At 62.2% G+C, this 15,458-nt stretch carries 15 protein-coding genes; 7 read left to right on the forward strand and 8 right to left on the reverse strand.

The window, feature by feature from the left end:
* Positions 1–35 precede the first annotated feature (35 nt).
* Both PKE98_RS05475 and PKE98_RS05480 read right to left on the reverse strand, forming a co-directional pair.
* On the reverse strand, positions 36–1,070 hold the full coding sequence (locus tag PKE98_RS05475; protein ID WP_271194258.1) for an AraC family transcriptional regulator: 1,035 nt from the start codon (positions 1,068–1,070) through the stop codon (positions 36–38).
* Between the two features lie 5 nt (positions 1,071–1,075).
* Positions 1,076–1,990: a GGDEF domain-containing protein gene (locus PKE98_RS05480; RefSeq protein ID WP_271194259.1), complete on the reverse strand. Its 915-nt coding sequence runs from the start codon at positions 1,988–1,990 to the stop codon at positions 1,076–1,078.
* A gap of 463 nt (positions 1,991–2,453) precedes the next feature.
* Between PKE98_RS05480 and PKE98_RS05485 the strand changes: the two genes are divergently transcribed.
* The 6 genes from PKE98_RS05485 (at position 2,454) to PKE98_RS05510 (ending at position 11,027) form a co-directional block, all read left to right on the forward strand.
* Positions 2,454–4,979 carry a TonB-dependent receptor gene (locus PKE98_RS05485; RefSeq protein WP_271194260.1) on the forward strand — a complete coding sequence of 842 codons (2,526 nt, stop codon included), beginning with the start codon at positions 2,454–2,456 and terminating at the stop codon, positions 4,977–4,979.
* 66 nt (positions 4,980–5,045) lie between these two features.
* Complete coding sequence (locus tag PKE98_RS05490; RefSeq protein WP_271194261.1) at positions 5,046–6,980, forward strand: phytase; 1,935 nt, start codon at positions 5,046–5,048, stop codon at positions 6,978–6,980.
* Positions 6,981–7,070: 90 nt separating this feature from the next.
* Entirely contained in the window at positions 7,071–7,778 is a 708-nt protein-coding gene (tolQ, locus tag PKE98_RS05495; RefSeq protein WP_271194262.1) for a protein TolQ, read from the forward strand.
* A gap of 10 nt (positions 7,779–7,788) precedes the next feature.
* Positions 7,789–8,232 (forward strand): protein TolR, encoded by a 444-nt coding sequence (gene tolR, locus PKE98_RS05500; protein ID WP_271194263.1) that lies wholly within the window; start codon positions 7,789–7,791, stop codon positions 8,230–8,232.
* Complete coding sequence (locus PKE98_RS05505; RefSeq protein ID WP_271194264.1) at positions 8,229–9,032, forward strand: energy transducer TonB; 804 nt, start codon at positions 8,229–8,231, stop codon at positions 9,030–9,032. Before tolR ends, PKE98_RS05505 begins: the two co-directional genes overlap by 4 nt.
* Positions 9,033–9,074: 42 nt before the next feature.
* Positions 9,075–11,027, forward strand: a complete 1,953-nt coding sequence (locus PKE98_RS05510) for a PhoX family protein (RefSeq protein ID WP_271194265.1) — start codon at positions 9,075–9,077, stop codon at positions 11,025–11,027.
* Positions 11,028–11,061: 34 nt separating this feature from the next.
* Here the strand turns inward: PKE98_RS05510 and PKE98_RS05515 are convergent, their stop codons facing one another.
* Both PKE98_RS05515 and csrA read right to left on the reverse strand, forming a co-directional pair.
* Complete coding sequence (locus PKE98_RS05515; RefSeq protein WP_271194266.1) at positions 11,062–11,304, reverse strand: hypothetical protein; 243 nt, start codon at positions 11,302–11,304, stop codon at positions 11,062–11,064.
* A 16-nt stretch (positions 11,305–11,320) separates the two neighbouring features.
* Positions 11,321–11,494, reverse strand: a complete 174-nt coding sequence (csrA, locus tag PKE98_RS05520) for a carbon storage regulator CsrA (protein WP_271194267.1) — start codon at positions 11,492–11,494, stop codon at positions 11,321–11,323.
* Positions 11,495–11,659: 165 nt separating this feature from the next.
* On the opposite strand from csrA, the gene PKE98_RS05525 reads away from it, so the two are divergent.
* Positions 11,660–12,112, forward strand: a complete 453-nt coding sequence (locus tag PKE98_RS05525) for a hypothetical protein (RefSeq protein ID WP_271194268.1) — start codon at positions 11,660–11,662, stop codon at positions 12,110–12,112.
* A 27-nt stretch (positions 12,113–12,139) separates the two neighbouring features.
* On the opposite strand, the gene PKE98_RS05530 is transcribed toward PKE98_RS05525, so the two are convergent.
* The 4 genes from PKE98_RS05530 to PKE98_RS05545 form a co-directional block, all read right to left on the reverse strand.
* Positions 12,140–12,700: a DUF3077 domain-containing protein gene (locus PKE98_RS05530; RefSeq protein WP_271194269.1), complete on the reverse strand. Its 561-nt coding sequence runs from the start codon at positions 12,698–12,700 to the stop codon at positions 12,140–12,142.
* A gap of 191 nt (positions 12,701–12,891) precedes the next feature.
* Positions 12,892–13,851, reverse strand: a complete 960-nt coding sequence (locus tag PKE98_RS05535; RefSeq protein WP_271194270.1) for an HlyD family secretion protein — start codon at positions 13,849–13,851, stop codon at positions 12,892–12,894.
* Between the two features lie 2 nt (positions 13,852–13,853).
* A complete protein-coding gene (locus PKE98_RS05540) occupies positions 13,854–14,255 on the reverse strand; it encodes a DUF3302 domain-containing protein (protein WP_271194271.1) in 402 nt (133 codons plus the stop codon).
* 156 nt (positions 14,256–14,411) lie between these two features.
* The gene (locus PKE98_RS05545; RefSeq protein WP_271194272.1) at positions 14,412–15,404 is read right to left on the reverse strand and encodes a DUF481 domain-containing protein; all 993 of its coding nucleotides are present in this window, start codon (positions 15,402–15,404) and stop codon (positions 14,412–14,414) included.
* Positions 15,405–15,458: the final 54 nt, after the last annotated feature.

The raw sequence follows: 15,458 nt of genomic DNA on the forward strand, positions 1-15,458 counted from the left end.
TGGAGGACGCTGCCCAACCCTGCTGCGGAAATCCGCTAGCCGCGCAACAACGCCAACAACGTACTCGGTGCCAACCCCGTCCAACGCTTGAACGAGCGGCGGAAGTTGGTGGCGTCGTGAAAGCGCAAATGGCTGGCCACTTCGTCGTTGCTGTAGCCCTTGAGCTGATACAGGTACAGCGCCACCAGCATGCGGATCTGGTCGTGTTGTTCCTGGTAGCTGGTGCCGTGTTTGTGCAGTTTGCGTTTGAGCGTGGCCGGGCTCATGGCGAAGGCGGCAGCGGCGTGGTCCAGGTTGGGGGCCTGGCGCACATGGCGAAACAACCAGCGTTGCAGGGTATCGAGCAGGCTGGCATCGGCGCCCAGCCCGTGCAGTTGCGCACGTGCTTGCTGGCAGGCGACCTGGGCGGTGCTTTGCACGGTTTGCGGCCAGGGCCGGGTGAGGTGTTCGCGCGGTAAGCGCAGCAGGTTGTAGGGGCGGTTGAAGTGCAGGTCTTCGCCCAGGTTCACCCAGTACTGTTCGATATAGCGCGGCGGTGCCTGACGGAAGTGGCATTGCCAGGGCAGGTGTTCGCCGCCCAGACGCCGGCTCATGGCAACCACGGCGGTCATGTTGGCTTCGAGCAGGAACCGTTGTTGCTCGCCGGCGCCGCAGCTGTCGAGCCAGTACAGGTACGCATGGTGCTCATCCAGCAGCAGCCGTGGGGTGAGCAGTGGCGAGAGCAGGGCGCGCAACTCACCCAGCAGTTCCAGTGCCTGCTGCAGGTTATTGGCCAGCGCCAGGGCCTGGCTGGCGGCGCCGTGATGGCCGGGCAGCAGGCGTTGGCCGAAGAGAAAGCTGGAGTCGTCGGCACCCAGCAGCCGCTGGGCATTGTCGATGAGGGTAAGAAATTGCGCGGGGCTGATCAGGGTGTCGGCCTTGGGCACGTCTTCCACAAACAAACCGGTGCCGCGCAGCAGGCGATGGCTGTCGATACCGCGCGACAGGCACAGCTCTATCAGCGTGGCGGGCTGCTGGTGCGCGGCGATGATGCGGCTGTCGCACTCGTACCAGGGGCAGGGCAGCGTCATGGCCGTCAGGCGCTCAGGGCCAGCGGGCGCTTGGCTTTGGCCAGCGCCAGGTTCAGGCGTTGCAACAGGTTTTCCGGCGTCTCCTGCAAGGCCATGACCGTGGCCGCCGTGGCGCTCAACTGGATGCGTTCGCCATGTTGACGCGACTTGTGCGCCAGGTGGCGCAGCGACTCGGCCAGCTCGCCTGCCAATTGCGTGGCCAGGGTTTCACCGGTGTTGGGCAGCAGCACCACAAAACGGTCGCCAGCCAGGCGGCAGAGCAAGTCTTGCTGGCGCAGGTTGAGCAGCAGTAACTGGGTGACGGCTTGCAACACGCGGTCGCCTTCGCCATGGCCGAAGCGTTGGTTGATCCCGTCGAAGGCGTTGATATCCACCACCAACAGCGACAACGGCTGCTGCTCCCGCGCGCTCTGCTGCAGGCTGAGTTCGAGCTGCTTGCGCAGGTAATCGGCGCCGCCCAGCGGGGTGAGTTTGTCGAACAGCCGGTGCTCACGGAACAGCCTCTCGCGTTTTTCCATTTGCTGCGAAATGGCCAGTTGTTCGTGGTGCCAGTGGTAGATGCCATAGGTGAGAAACAGCAAGCCCACCGGCATTGGCGCCGACTCCAGCCAGTGGTCCCAGGTGATGGCGTCGGGCAGGCGGATAAATTCGTCGAGCAGGTCGATCCACCAGGAAAAGAACACGCAGCTCAGGCCAATCGCCAACAGGTTGGTCACCCGCCCGGCGGGGCGGCTTTTCAGAATCAGCCCCAGCCACACCAGCGCCAATACGGTGGAGCCGCCTTCGCCGACGATATCCAGCCACACCCATTCGGCTACCGCTTTCAGGTCGCCGACGGCCAGGTGCAAGAGCAGGCCGAGGTTGGCGGCGAGAAACAGCGCCGTGAGTTTCAGGCGGTGGTGGTGAAGCAGGCTGGGCATCATCTGGGCTTCCTGTTGGGTGCACCGCCATTTGCGTGTACGTCGCGCAATACTGGATCCCCGCCTGCGCGGGGATGACGGTGGAGTGGCAAACACCTTTGTCATTCCCGCGAAGGCGGCGGTCCGACGATTCGGAATCCAGAATGGTGAAGGCTACGACGTATCAATGCCGCCCAGCTAACCAGCGCTTTATGACGCAGAGGTTGCAGTGGGGGAGGTCAATTGGGCTCAGGCAAGCGTGCGGTTTTTTTGCGTGGCGTGGTCTGCCCACCGTAGCCAATGGGTTTGCGCCTTCTCAATGCCGGGTCATTTCAGCCCATTCACCTTGCCAAAACCCGCCAAACCCCCGGTTTTGCTGGCTTTGCCGTGGGTGTTGTCACAGAAGCGTCATGGCCGCTGCCTAGCGTGTCGCTCCACTTGCCGGGTTCCAGCCTGGCCTTTGCGACTACATGGGGAGTTACCGATGACGTTGAATTTCCGCCAGGCCCGCCGTGCCGGGCATGCCCTCAGCGCCCTGACCCTGGCCATCGCCGCCAGTGCCGTGCTCGCTGCCGAACCGGTCGCCGAAGTGGCGGCCGACGGTGATACCGAACACGTCAATGTGGTCGGCCAGGCCGTGAGCATGGACAAGGCCATCAAAGAGCAGCGCACGGCCGACACGGTCAAAAGCGTGGTCAGTGCCGACGGCGTGGCGCAACTGCCGGATGAGAACGTGGCCGAAGCCGCACAGCGGCTACCGGGTGTGAGCGTGGAGCGCGACCAGGGCGAAGGCCGTTTTGTCAGCGTGCGCGGCCTGGGCCCGGACCTCAACAGCGTGAGCATCAACGGTACGCTCATCCCTTCGCCCAACAGCGATACCCGCGCCGTTGCCCTGGATGTGTTGCCGTCTGAGCTGGTGCAGTCGCTCAGCGTGATCAAAACCCTGACCCCCGACATGGACGCCAACTCCCTGGGCGGCACCATCGAGGTCAAGAGCCTGTCGGCGTTCGACCACAAGGGGCTGTTCTACACCGGCAGCGTGGAAGGCAGCCACGACGACAACACCGGGCAGAACAGCCCGAAAGTATCGGGCGCCGCCAGCAACCGTTTCAGCCTGGGCGATGGCACCGACAACTTCGGTGTGGCCGCTGCCGTAAGCTGGGGCAAGCGCGATTTCGGTTCCGACAACGTGGAAACCGGCGGCGACTGGGATTTTGAAGACGGCGCCAAGCTGGAGCAATTCGAACAGCGCGACTACGACATCACCCGCGAGCGCACCGGTGCCGGTCTTAACTTCGACTACCAGGCCGACGACTACAACAGCTATTACCTGCGCACCCTCTACAGCCGCTACAAAGACAGCGAAACCCGCAACGCCGCCGGGGTGGAGTTTGCCGATGCCCAGGCCGCCGGTGAAAGCGGCGACAGCGAAGGCTGGCGCGAGCTGAAAAGCCGTGAAGAAACCCAGAAAATCCAGAGCTACGTGCTGGGCAGCGAACACCTGCGCGGCAACTGGACCATCAACGCCCAGGCGGGCTGGAGTGAGTCCAGTGAAGACAGCCCAGGCCACATCGCCTCGGCCACCTTCGAGGGCACCGATGATTTCAACAGCGGCTTTAGCAGCACCACCAAGCCGCGTCTGAATATCGGCAGCGAGTTCTACAACCCGGCCAACTTCGAACTCGACAGCGTGGAGTGGGAAGAACAACACACCACCGACACCGAGAAGAACATCAAGCTCGATTTCGCCCGCGACTACGAGCTTTCGGGTAACAGCGCCCAATTCAAATTCGGCGGCAAGCTCAGTCGTCGCGACAAAGACAACGACCTCGATAGCTGGGTATACGAAGACTTCGACAATTTCGGCATCACCGACGACGAGCTGTCCCTTACCCAATACACCAAAGGCTCGGTGCACTACAGCCTCGACAACTTCGGCCCCGGCATCAGCGCTAGCGCCATCAAGAAGCTGCTCAGCCGCCTGGACCGCAACGCGTTCTACGACGAAGAGCAGTCACGGGTAAACGACTTCACCATGAGTGAAGACATCAACGCCGCGTACCTGATGCACACCGTGGATGTGGACGCCTGGCGCATCATCGCCGGCCTGCGTTACGAGGGCACCGAGTTCAAGGCCAAGGGCACCGGTATTCAGGATGGCGACTACGTGGCCAGCGAGGCCGACAGCAAATACGACCACTGGCTGCCCGGCTTGCATGTGCGCTACCAGCTCGACAAAGAGACCCAGGTGCGTTTTGCCTGGACCAACACTGTGGTGCGCCCAAGTTTCGAGCAACTGGCACCGGGCTTTGTGATCGACGGCGCCGAAGCCGAATTTGGCAATCCGGACCTCGACGCCCTGGAGTCGAGCAACTTCGATCTGGGCATCGAGCACTACCTGAACAAGGACGGCGTGGTGTCGGCGTTCGTGTTTTACAAAGACATCGAAAACTTCGTCTACAACGCCGATCTCGCCGGCACTGGACGCTGGGCTGCTTTCGATGAAGCCAACACCTTTGCCAACGGCGAAAGTGCCGAGCTGTACGGTGTCGAGCTGGCCTGGCAGCAGAAGTTCACCAGCCTGCCGGCGCCCTGGAACGGTGTGCTGATGGGCGCCAACGCCACCTTCAGCCGCTCCGATGCACACATTGAAGGGCAAGGGCAGAAGCGCGATATCGACCTGCCGTTCCAGTCCGACACCGTGGGTAACGTGATGCTCGGCTGGGAAAACGACACCGTCAGCCTGCGCCTGTCGGCCAACTACAAATCCGACTACCTCTATGAGGTGGCGGCCATCGATGACAAGGCCCACGACCTGCACGTGGACGACCAGACCTTTGTCGACTTCACCGCGCGTTACTTCCTGACCAAGAACCTGCAGCTGTCGTTCGAGGCGCAGAACCTCACCGACGAGTCGTACTACGTGTACACCGGCAGCCGTGCCTACAACGGTCAATACGAAGAATACGGCCCGACCTACAAGCTCGGCCTGACGTTTACCCACTTCTGATAATGCCCGCGCGCCCCAGCGTGTGGCGCGCTTGGCCTGTGCGTTTTGTACAAGGACACCGATGTGATGAACCCGTTGTTTACCCGAACGCTGCTGGCGGCCAGTTTGTTGCTGGCCGGCTGCGATGTGTTGCCCAATGCCAGCGAGGCCAAACCTGTCGTTAGCCTCTCGCCTTGGAGCGCTTCGGCAAAAGTGAAGGCCGAGGACGTCCGTTTTCTGCCCGCTGATGCCGCCAACAGCACCGACCTGCGCGTGGCTGCCAGTGAGCGCAATGGCCTGTTGTTGACCAGTGCCGACGGTGCTGAGCTGGCGCGTGTGCCGGGCAACTACAGCGGCCTGGACAGCCGCACACTCGGCAAACAGGTGCTGGTCGCCAGTATTGATGGTGCCACCCAGCAAGCGGCGCTGGTGCTGCTCGACCCGCAAACCCGGCAGTGGGCCACACCGCTGTTGTTGCCGGCGCGCGATTACCCGATGTCGGGCCTGTGCCTGTACCGCGACGAAGCCGCCAACCTGCATCTGTTTCTGCTCGGCGAAGACGGCAAGGGCGAGCAATGGCTGGTGGGCAGTGGCACATCCCTGAACAAGGAACCGCTGCGTTTGCGCGGCGTACCCACACCGCCGGGCGCCGAATATTGCCACGCCGATGACGCGGCCAATCGCCTGTATGTGAATGAAGAGGGCGTGGGCCTGTGGGCATTCTCGGCAGCGCCGGAAGCCGACACGGCACGCGCACCGGTGGACTTGCGGGCGCCGTTTGGCACGCTCGCCGGCAGCCCGCAAGCGATGGTCAGCGTACCCGGCGGCCTGGTGGCGCTGGACAGCGAAGACGCCACGCTGCACCTGTATCAGCAAGACGGCGAGCAGTGGAAAAACGTCGCCAGTCTGGCCCTCGACGGCCTGCAGGAACCCGAGCGCCTTGACGCGCGCGTTACCGCCAACGGCCTTGATCTGTTGATTGAGGACGGCGAGCAAAAGCGCATCTACCAAGGCCAGTTGAACTGGAAACCGACGCCGCAACTGCTGCCGCCACCGCTGCCCAATGTGCCGGCGCTGCGCCAGACCGAACCGGTCGGCCGCCAGGGCGATGCCGCCGATGACCCGGCGATCTGGCTGCACCCGACCCAGCCGCATTTGTCGCGTGTGCTCGGCACCAACAAGAAGCAGGGCCTGCTGGCCTATGACCTCGATGGCCGCTTGCTGCAAGAGTTGCCAGTGGGGCGCCTGAACAACGTCGACGTGCGCGCCGGCTTCACCCTGGCCGGCAAACCGATTGACCTGGCCGTGGCCAGCAACCGCGATAACAACAGCATCAGCCTGTTCGCCATCGACCGCGCCAGCGGCGAGCTGCGCGAGGCCGGGGAAGTGCGCACGCCGCTGGCGCAAATCTACGGCATCTGCCTGTTCCAGCCGGCGCCGGGCGAGCTGTATGCCTTCGCCAACGGCAAGGACGGCACCTTTGTGCAATACCGCCTGACCGACGAGCAAGGGCAGATTCAAGGCAAGCAGGTACGTCGCTTCAACGTGAACAGCCAGCCCGAAGGCTGCGTCGCCGATGACCAGCAACAGCGCCTGTTTATCGGCGAAGAAGACGTTGGCGTGTGGGCAGTGGATGCGCGACCGGATGCGTCCGGTGAACTGACCAGCGTGCTCAAAGTGGGCGATGTGCTCAAGGCTGACGTGGAAGGCATGGGCCTCTACCACGGTCCGCGCGGCAACTACCTGGTGGTGTCCAGCCAAGGCAATGACAGCTATGTGCTGCTGGATGCGCAGCCGCCGTTTGCCGTGCAGGGCGCATTCCGCGTTGGCCTCAACGGTGCGCTCGGCATCGACGGTGCCTCCGAAACCGATGGCCTGGAAGTGACCGGCGCCAACCTTGGCGGCGCATGGAGCCAGGGCCTGCTGGTGGTGCAGGACGGGCGCAAGCGCATGCCCGAGAGCACCCAGAACTTCAAGCTGGTGCCGTGGCGCGATGTGGCCAGAACCCTTGGGTTGCCGTAACCGACTGTCATCAGTTGGTAACGCTTAGGTAATCGAATAGCCGTACAACACGCCCCGTTCTACGGGGCTAGGAAAAGAAGGAGCCGCACCATGCACAGCACACTCGAACAGATGAGCGTCTGGAGCCTGATCAACGATGCCTCGCTGCTGGTTAAGGGCGTGATGCTGATTCTACTGTTGGCCTCGCTGGTCAGCTGGTACCTGATCGTGCAGCGCAGTTTGTTGCTTGGCCGTATCGAGCGCTTGGCCAAGCAGTTTCAGCTGCATTTTCGCAACAGCGGCGATCTGGCCCAGTTGTACCGCGAAGGTGGCGAGGAACCGGATGACGACGCCTGCCTGCAACGGATTTTTCACCAAGGCTTCAGCGAATACAGCCACCTGCGCCGCGAACCCGGCATTACCCCGGAAGCAGTGGTGGATGGCGTGGAGCGCCGTCTGCTGGTCAGCATCAGCGAGGAACAGGAACGCCTGGAAAAGGGCTTGGCCTTTCTCGCCACGGTCGGTTCGGTGAGCCCCTACATCGGCCTGTTCGGCACCGTATGGGGAATCATGAATTCGTTTATCGGCTTGTCGCAGGTGCAACAGGCAACGCTCGGCACCGTGGCGCCCGGTATTGCCGAGGCCTTGATCGCCACGGCCATCGGCCTGTTCGCGGCCATCCCCGCGGTAATCGCCTACAACCGGTTTGCCGCGCGGGTAGAAACCCTGAGCACGCGTTTCTACAGCTTTGGTAACGAGCTGCAGGGGCGTCTGCACCGTGCGCTGCAAGCCACCACGCGCCTCGCGCAAGCGGCCTGAGGAGCAGCGTATGCGCAAGCCAGTTCGCAAGCACGGGCCCAAGGCCGAAATGAACGTGGTGCCTTATATCGACGTGATGCTAGTGCTGCTGGTGATCTTTATGGTCACCGCGCCGATGCTCACCCAGGGGGTGAAAATCGAGTTGCCGAAAGTGGCCGCCGAAGCCTTGGCCAGCAACAGCCAGCAGCAGATTCTCACGCTCTCGGTAAAGGCCGATGGCGGCTATTACTGGAACGTAGGGGCCGAGCTCGACAGCCATGAGCAGCAAGACAGCGCCGTGGGCCTGGACGAAATGACCGCCAAGGTGGGCGCGATTATCGCGGCCCGTGGCGATACGCAGGTGTATATCCGCGCCGACCACAACACCGACTACGCCACGGTGGTGGCCGGGATGGCGGCGCTGCAAAAAGGCGGCGTGCGCAACCTGGGCCTGATCACCGAGGCGCCGCAATGAGTGCTGCGTTAATGCCTGCCGCCCAGCCGATGCCCCGTTTGCACTGGCCCAGTCGCGCCTGGTCCCGGCATGCGTTGGCAGTCAGCGTGGCTGCGGGGCTGCACGCAATGGCGGTGGCCGTATTGATCAGCCACTGGCAAACCACGCCGCCGCCGGAGCCGCCGAGTCAGGTGCTGACCACGCAACTGATCACACTGGCGCCCCCACAAGCGCCGGCGCCTGAGCCGGTGATTGCGGCGCCGGTTCCGCTGCCAGTTCCGACACCGGTGCAGCCGCAAGTCGTGACGCCGCCACAGCCAGTGGTAAACAAGCCCATCGAAGCCAAACCCAAGTCCGCGGTCGACCACGCTGCCCTGGCGCGCAAACGCGTGCAAGAGCAAGAACAGCAGGCAGCCGAGCGCGCGCGCCAACAAGAGCAACAAGCCGAGCAGCAGCGCCAGCAACACGCCGCCGCAGCCAAGGCCCGGGCCGATGCCCAAGCCCAGGCCGACTCTAAGGCGCGTGCTGCCGCCGAGGCACTGGCTGCCGAGAGCCGGCCCTACTTGCCAGTCAGCAAGGAAGCCCCCGAGTACCCGGACAAGGCCCTGGAAAAAGGCATCGAAGGCGATTGCACCGTGACCTACACCGTCACCCCGCAAGGCCGAGTAGACAACCCGCAGGTGCTGGGCCAATGCCATCCGCTGCTGGTACGCCCGTCGCTGGCGGCGGCGCGCACCTTTCGGTATCAGCCGCGCATTGTCGATGGCCAGGCCATCAGCGTGAACAACGTCAAAAACACCTTTCACTACCGAATCGAGTAAGTTCGGCGCGCAGCGCCGGGCACGTCCTTTACGAGAGCCGCCATGAGCCACGATCACGAACAGTTTCATACCCGTCTGGAAAGCCACGACGACATCGCCATCAACCCCAGCAGCAACCCGAGCCTGGCCGACATTCTCAACCCCAGCCGGCGCAATGTGCTCAAGGGCGGTTTGAGTGTGGCGATTCTGGGCTTCTTCGGCGGCATCAGCGCCTGCAGCAAAGCCAGCGCCAGCCCACTGCTGAACTTCAAGGGCGTGCCTGTGCAGCTCGACCCGCATTTCGACCGTGTAGTGGTTGCCGAGGGTTACCGCGCGGTGCCGTTCTTCTCCTGGGGCGACCCGGTGGAAGCCGGCGCGCCGGCCTGGAGTCCGGATGCCAGCGACGACTGGCAGGCCCAGTTAAAGCAAGCCGGCGACAACCATGACGGCATGGACTTTTTTGCCTTCGAAGGCGAAACCGACCGTGGCCTGTTGGTGATGAACCACGAATACATCAACCCGTACCTGCACCCCTCCAGCACCATCGACCAGAGCAAACCGCGCCCGCTTGATGAAGTGCGCAAAGAGCAGGCGGCCCATGGTGTGTCGGTGATCGAAGTGAAGAAAGGCGCCGATGGCCAATGGGTGCGCGTACTCGACTCGGCCTATAACCGCCGTATCAGCATGCTCACCCCCATGCGCCTGGCGGGCCCGTTGGCCGGTCATGCGTTGATGCAAACCGTCAGCGACCCCAAGGGCCTGGAAGTGCTCGGCACCCTGAATAACTGCGCCACGGGCGTGACGCCGTGGGGCACCTTTCTGACCTGCGAAGAGAACTGGCCGAACTACTTTATCAACCGTGATCAGGCCGACTTTGCCCAGCGTGTTTCGCACAAACGCTATGGCCTGGCCTCAAGCGGCACCAGTAAGAACTACGCCTGGGAAAGCGCCGATCCACGCTTCGACGCCACTCCCGATGCCAGCCAGCCCCACGGCGGCCATGTAAACGAGCCGAACCGCTTTGGCTGGGTGGTGGAAATCGACCCGTTCGACCCCAAGGCACAGCCGATCAAACGCACCGCCTTCGGCCGCTTCAGCCGAGAATGCGCGGCCCTGAGCCTGGGCGATGACGGCAAGATGGCGTTCTATTCGGGCGATGATGCCAAGGGCGAATACATCTACAAATTCGTGCCCAGCGGCAAGCACGATGCAAGCAACCCCAAGGCCAGCCGCGACCTGCTCGACAGCGGCACCCTGTATGCCGCCAAGCTCAACGCCGACGGCAACGGCCAATGGCTGGCGCTGGTGCATGGCGAAAACGGCCTGACCGCCGAGAACGGTTTTGCCAGCCAGGCCGAGGTGTTGGTCAACGCCCGCGCCGCCGCCGACAAGGCCGGCGCTACCCCGATGGACCGCCCCGAATGGGCCGCCGTGCACCCGCGCACCCGCGAGGTGTACGTCACGCTGACCAACAACGATGGGCGCGGCAGCAAACAGCCGCTGGACAAGGCCAACCCACGCGCACAAAACCTGCACGGGCACATCCTGCGATTCAACGAGCAGGGTGCCAACCCAACCGCGACCGCCTTTACCTGGGACTTGTTTTTGCTGGCAGGGGAGGCGCAGGGCACCAAGGGCAAAGATGGCAAACCGGTGCCGGCCAACCTCACGGGCACCATCAATGGCGACATTCTGTCCTCGCCCGATGGCTTGGCTTTTGATGAAGCGGGGCGTCTGTGGATTCAGACCGACTACGACGACGTGGAACCGGCCATGCAGAACATGGGGTGCAATCAGCTGCTGTGTGCCGACCCCTCCACCCGCGAGGTACGCCGTTTTCTGGTGGGGCCGCGCGGCTGCGAAATCACCGGCCTGGCCTGGAGCCCGGACGGTAAAGCGATGTGGGCCAATATCCAGCACCCGGGCATCAGCTTTCCAGCCAGTGACGGCAAAACGCGGCCACGCTCCACCACCTTGCTGATCACTCGCGTGGATGGCGGCGTAATCGGCGCATAAGCAAGCGCTGGAAAACGCAGAGAAATAGAGTGTTTCAGGAAAAAAAGAGGGTGGCCTTGGCCTGCTGGGTGACATTGCCGGAGAGTTGCTCGCCGGCAAATCGCACAATCACGTAATTGGCGCCGCTGGGAAACACCGAGTCATTGGCCGCCACCGAGGCGGAGTACACCCCCAGCCGCTCCTCACGGATAACCGTGGCCTGGCTCAGCTCGATGGAGCCCTGCGCAAAGCACAGAATGATGTCGGCAGGGCCTTCATGCAGGATGCGGCGCGGCATGGCGCAGTCCGCCATATCAGGCCGGGGTGGCGGCAGGTTGTCGTTTCTTGGCGTCGTCGCGCATGATCGGCACGTCTTTCGGTGCGGCGATGCCAATACGCACCTGGTTGCCATTGACCTCGACCACAGTCACCGAGATATCTGTACCAATCTGCAGAGTTTCGCCAACGCGGCGGGTAAGAATCAGCATGAGCCTGCTCCAGTGGGTCACGATGCTGGAGCACCGCCAGTTGGCACTCCCATTGAGTGCTATGACCTAGGAATTCGCGCAGAGGTTTCAAGATTTTTTCCTACATCTTTGATTGGCCGGCCGGCAGCGGTATCTTCGCGATCTACACCACGCAGGGAGCATTTGATGAAACGGATCGTCTATCCGCTGACTATGGCGTTGGCTGTTTTAACCTGCAGCCCACTCACTTTCGCCGCCTGCATTATCACGACACCACCGCAGGGCTGGGCACCCGATGCCGCGCGCTGGGATGGCGATTGTGCGGGCACTCTGGCCGAGGGGCTTGGCGTGCTGAAAGAACAACAAGGCGCCACCGTAAAGCGCCTGTTTTTTGGCCAGGCGCATAAGGGGGAGTTGGCAGTGGGCGTAATAGACGCACCGGAGCAAGGGTTTATCGCCGGTCGCTTTGCTCGGGGCAGTGTGCTGCCAACAGAAGACCGGCAAACCGTGCTCGATGCGTTCGAGACTGCCGCACAAGCAGCAAGCGCCGCGGCAGCGCGGTTCGACAAGGCCGGCAATGCGGCCTCGGCGAGTTTTTACCGCGGCAAGGAAAAGGCGCTGCGCGAGCAGATGGACTGACCCGCACGCGCCTTTTTTGCGCAGTGGTTAAACGCCCAGTTCTGCGAGTTTATCCAGGGTCTTGGCGTGCTCTTCATTCAACTCGCCTTCGCCAATCAAGTCGGCCGCCAGGCTCGCCCTGCGGCTGACCAGCACCACGTCGGGATATTTGCTTTCAAGGCGGTCCAGCGCCTTGCGCATTTCATTGGCGGTGGGGAACGGCCCGTATTTGCCGAAGGGCGCTCGCTGGATATGCGCCTCGTCAAGGATGTAGTAGTGAACGAAGCCGCCTTGACGTTTCCACACCCAGTCCTCCACGTGAAGCCGCGAATCCTGCGCTTCCATGCAACCGATCAGTGAGTCCACTACAGCCTTGGCCGATTGCAGGGTGTGGTGCGTTAGCCAGGCCGCATTGTCTTGCAGCGGCTGGCTGCCCATTGCCGCATCCATGATGCCGTCTTCGAGTGTGCTCAGCAGGCAGGACACGCTGGTGAGTGCATCGATGATTGGAATGTCGGGAGTGACGGCGAATAACCCATGTTTTTTTGCCACATCGCCCGTGGGGTGAAAACGGTGGCCGGCTTCGGTTTTGATGCTGTCCATGCTCATGTGAGTGTCCTTATGCAAGCGCGAAAGTGCGCGCATTGAGGTTGCTCCGCCGGCAAAATCGGGCCAATAGGAACGTGAGCAGGAGCCTGTAGGACCGACGTTTTAACCGGGTGGCCACTCGAGCATTTTTCCATTGCTATGGGCGCGGTGCGGCCCCGCCACATTTCGAGGCGGCGGGCGCCGTTGGCCCATCAATGGAACGGAAAGATGTAGTTTATCCAGGAGGCCATGCGTAGCAGAATCTTGCGCATGATTGCCACGTGGTGGAAATGCTGGCTGTAGATGGCAGCCTGGCCATAGGCACCGCCGGGCATCCGTTGCCGGTAGGGCTCGTAGGCCGGGTCGGTGATCTCGATGACCACTGGTACTCGCCCGGCCGGTGGCGAGCCGGTGTAGCTGATCAGCGTGCCTGAGGGCTGCACCTGGCCTTCGCCAATCACCGGCAACACGTTGGCCACCTTGCCCGAAAATACCTTGCCCGGAATGCCATCGAAGGCCACTTCGGCCTCGTCGCCTACTTGCAAACGCAATTGGCTGTTCTGGCGCATCCAGGCAGTGAAGTACTGGGTTTCGGCAGGGATAAACACCATCGAGGGGCGCAGCGGCAAGCGCGCAGCCATCATGCCGGGGCGCAATGACACATGCACCACCATGCCATCGGCGGGCGCACGCACGGTGGTGTTGTCCAGCTCGAACTGGGCAATGTTCAGTTGCGCTTGCAGGTCATCCACGCGGGCGGTGGCGATGTTTTCATCGCGCCGATTGCCGACATTGCGCTTCACCAGTTCGCTGGCGCGAAATTGGTCGGCACGCGCCGAAACCAGCTGCGCCTTGATCGACTTCAGTTTGTTGGTAAAAGGCGTGGGGTCGATGCGAAACAGAATGTCGCCTTTTTTCAACGGGCGGTTGCCCTGCACCGGTACATCCACCACCAGGCCGCTGACCGCCGGCACCACGGGTGTCGATACAAAGTAGGCGCGTGCCACCTCGGAATAGGGGTGGTTGTAGTTCATGGTGAAGATCAACGCCCCGATCAGAATCACACCGCCCAACACGGCGGTGGGCACGGTCCATTTGTTCAGCGGGATGCGGAAGACCTTGAAGATCGCGACGCAGATGGCCGTGTAGGTCAGCACCAATAACAGGTCCATGGTCAGCCCTCGGTTGCGCGGGGAGAGGGTGGCAACGGCTCGCTTGGCGGCTGTGTTTCGGTGGCCGTCGCGAGCGCGCAGGCGCCGGTGCTTTCCAGCTCGCTCAGGCGTTGCTGCAGCTGGAGCACCTGTTGCTCCAGGCGCTGCACATGGTCTTGCGCGGGCTTGCCATCAGTGAACCCCCAACCTCGGTCTTCGCGGTACAAGGTGGCCCAGATCCACAGAAACGGCCATAGCACATGCAGCGTGAACAGGCTGACCCAGCCCGTGGCGTGAATGGCATCCTGGTGTGGGTGATTGCGGTGTTTGGCAATTTCATAGGGGATGTCGTGCACTGCGATGATGCCGTAAAACAGCACCACGCCGACGAAAATCAATAACCCCAGAGCGAAGTAATCGAGCATAAATACAGCGCCTCCAATGGTAGTTGGCAAAGCCAAACGGGCTGACTGTATCTATGGTCGAGCGCGTGCTCAGACCTGCCGGCGTCCAATGCCCCGATCAACTCAGAGCAAGCGTAGTCGAGTATTTATACGGCGCAGTCAGGCTCGCGTGCGGTGCTACCAGTTAACACCGATACCTAGCAACGAGTGTTGATCGGAGAAGACTTTATTGCTGGCGCTGATTTGCTCGAACTCATAGAGCAAGGACAGATTGGCCCAGTCGTTGAGGCGATAGCGCAGACCAAATTCGCTGTTGAACAGGTAATCGATTAACTCGATTTGCGGAATTTGCAGCTGGCCCTTGCTGGTCGCTTCCAGGCGCGTTCCCCACAGTTTTCGCGCATAGTCCCAACCCAGGCCGACGGTGTTGAACTCAAGGCGAAAATCACGGCTGGCCAGTTTCACCCGGGTGAGTTGGCCGGTGAACTCCAGCCGGCCAAGTTCATCATTCCAGAAGCTGTAACCCGGCCCCAGCCCGATGTCGCGCTCGAATTGCCGGTCGTTCAGCCGATCCTCATCTTGCAGCATGCTGCCGCGGACAAACCAATGCGGCGAGTAGAAGTAGTCGAGTTTGTAGCCCATCTTCCAGTTGTCATCGGTGAGCTTGTCGTTCGCTTCCTTATGGCGAACTTCCGCGTTAACCACGTGCCGCCAGCGGTTGTGCTCAACGCGGGTTTCACCTTTGAGCTGCCACTCCTTGCTGTCGCTACTGGTGTTGGTGTCGAACTTGGCGTCCAGCGTGCCCTGCCATTTCAGATCACCCACCAGCGGGTTTGGGCGCACCAACTGGGTGATGCTGGCCAACGGTGCTACCACGCCGCTATCGCCCAGCAGCACCTTGCCGTCCTCGGCCGCAACCAGTCGTTTGTAATACACGCTGTCCAAACCTTGGCGGCGAACGAGCAGCGGCTTATCGCTCGACAGCGCCGCCACGCCCGACCAATCGGCACGTACTCGGCCGGCCAGCGCACTGTCGAACACCAGTTTGCCGCCGTCGAGCAGCACCACGGTGCCAGTCAGGCGGTCACCATTGGCCAAAGTTAGAGTATCGGCTGGCAGTGAAGATGAGAGTGCGAACAGCAGCAGGGCAACAGGTAGGCGATAGAACATGGCAGGTCGGTCTGTGAAGGGGCGATGAGCATGCCCAGCGCAGCAGTGCTTGGA

Source organism: Pseudomonas turukhanskensis (assembly GCF_027922365.1).
Lineage (GTDB): Bacteria > Pseudomonadota > Gammaproteobacteria > Pseudomonadales > Pseudomonadaceae > Aquipseudomonas > Aquipseudomonas turukhanskensis.

Excerpts from the sequence above, each read along its gene's own strand:
- PKE98_RS05545 (WP_271194272.1), bottom strand. The coding sequence starts at position 15,404 with ATGTTCTATCGCCTACCTGTTGCCCTGCTGCTGTTCGCACTCTCATCT.
- PKE98_RS05505 (WP_271194264.1), top strand. The coding sequence starts at position 8,229 with ATGAGTGCTGCGTTAATGCCTGCCGCCCAGCCGATGCCCCGTTTGCAC.
- PKE98_RS05525 (WP_271194268.1), top strand. The coding sequence starts at position 11,660 with ATGAAACGGATCGTCTATCCGCTGACTATGGCGTTGGCTGTTTTAACC.
- PKE98_RS05510 (WP_271194265.1), top strand. The coding sequence starts at position 9,075 with ATGAGCCACGATCACGAACAGTTTCATACCCGTCTGGAAAGCCACGAC.
- PKE98_RS05530 (WP_271194269.1), bottom strand. The coding sequence starts at position 12,700 with ATGAGCATGGACAGCATCAAAACCGAAGCCGGCCACCGTTTTCACCCC.
- PKE98_RS05475 (WP_271194258.1), bottom strand. The coding sequence starts at position 1,070 with ATGACGCTGCCCTGCCCCTGGTACGAGTGCGACAGCCGCATCATCGCC.
- PKE98_RS05540 (WP_271194271.1), bottom strand. The coding sequence starts at position 14,255 with ATGCTCGATTACTTCGCTCTGGGGTTATTGATTTTCGTCGGCGTGGTG.
- PKE98_RS05535 (WP_271194270.1), bottom strand. The coding sequence starts at position 13,851 with ATGGACCTGTTATTGGTGCTGACCTACACGGCCATCTGCGTCGCGATC.
- csrA (WP_271194267.1), bottom strand. The coding sequence starts at position 11,494 with ATGCTGATTCTTACCCGCCGCGTTGGCGAAACTCTGCAGATTGGTACA.
- tolR (WP_271194263.1), top strand. The coding sequence starts at position 7,789 with ATGCGCAAGCCAGTTCGCAAGCACGGGCCCAAGGCCGAAATGAACGTG.
- PKE98_RS05490 (WP_271194261.1), top strand. The coding sequence starts at position 5,046 with ATGAACCCGTTGTTTACCCGAACGCTGCTGGCGGCCAGTTTGTTGCTG.
- tolQ (WP_271194262.1), top strand. The coding sequence starts at position 7,071 with ATGCACAGCACACTCGAACAGATGAGCGTCTGGAGCCTGATCAACGAT.
- PKE98_RS05515 (WP_271194266.1), bottom strand. The coding sequence starts at position 11,304 with ATGCCGCGCCGCATCCTGCATGAAGGCCCTGCCGACATCATTCTGTGC.
- PKE98_RS05480 (WP_271194259.1), bottom strand. The coding sequence starts at position 1,990 with ATGCCCAGCCTGCTTCACCACCACCGCCTGAAACTCACGGCGCTGTTT.
- PKE98_RS05485 (WP_271194260.1), top strand. The coding sequence starts at position 2,454 with ATGACGTTGAATTTCCGCCAGGCCCGCCGTGCCGGGCATGCCCTCAGC.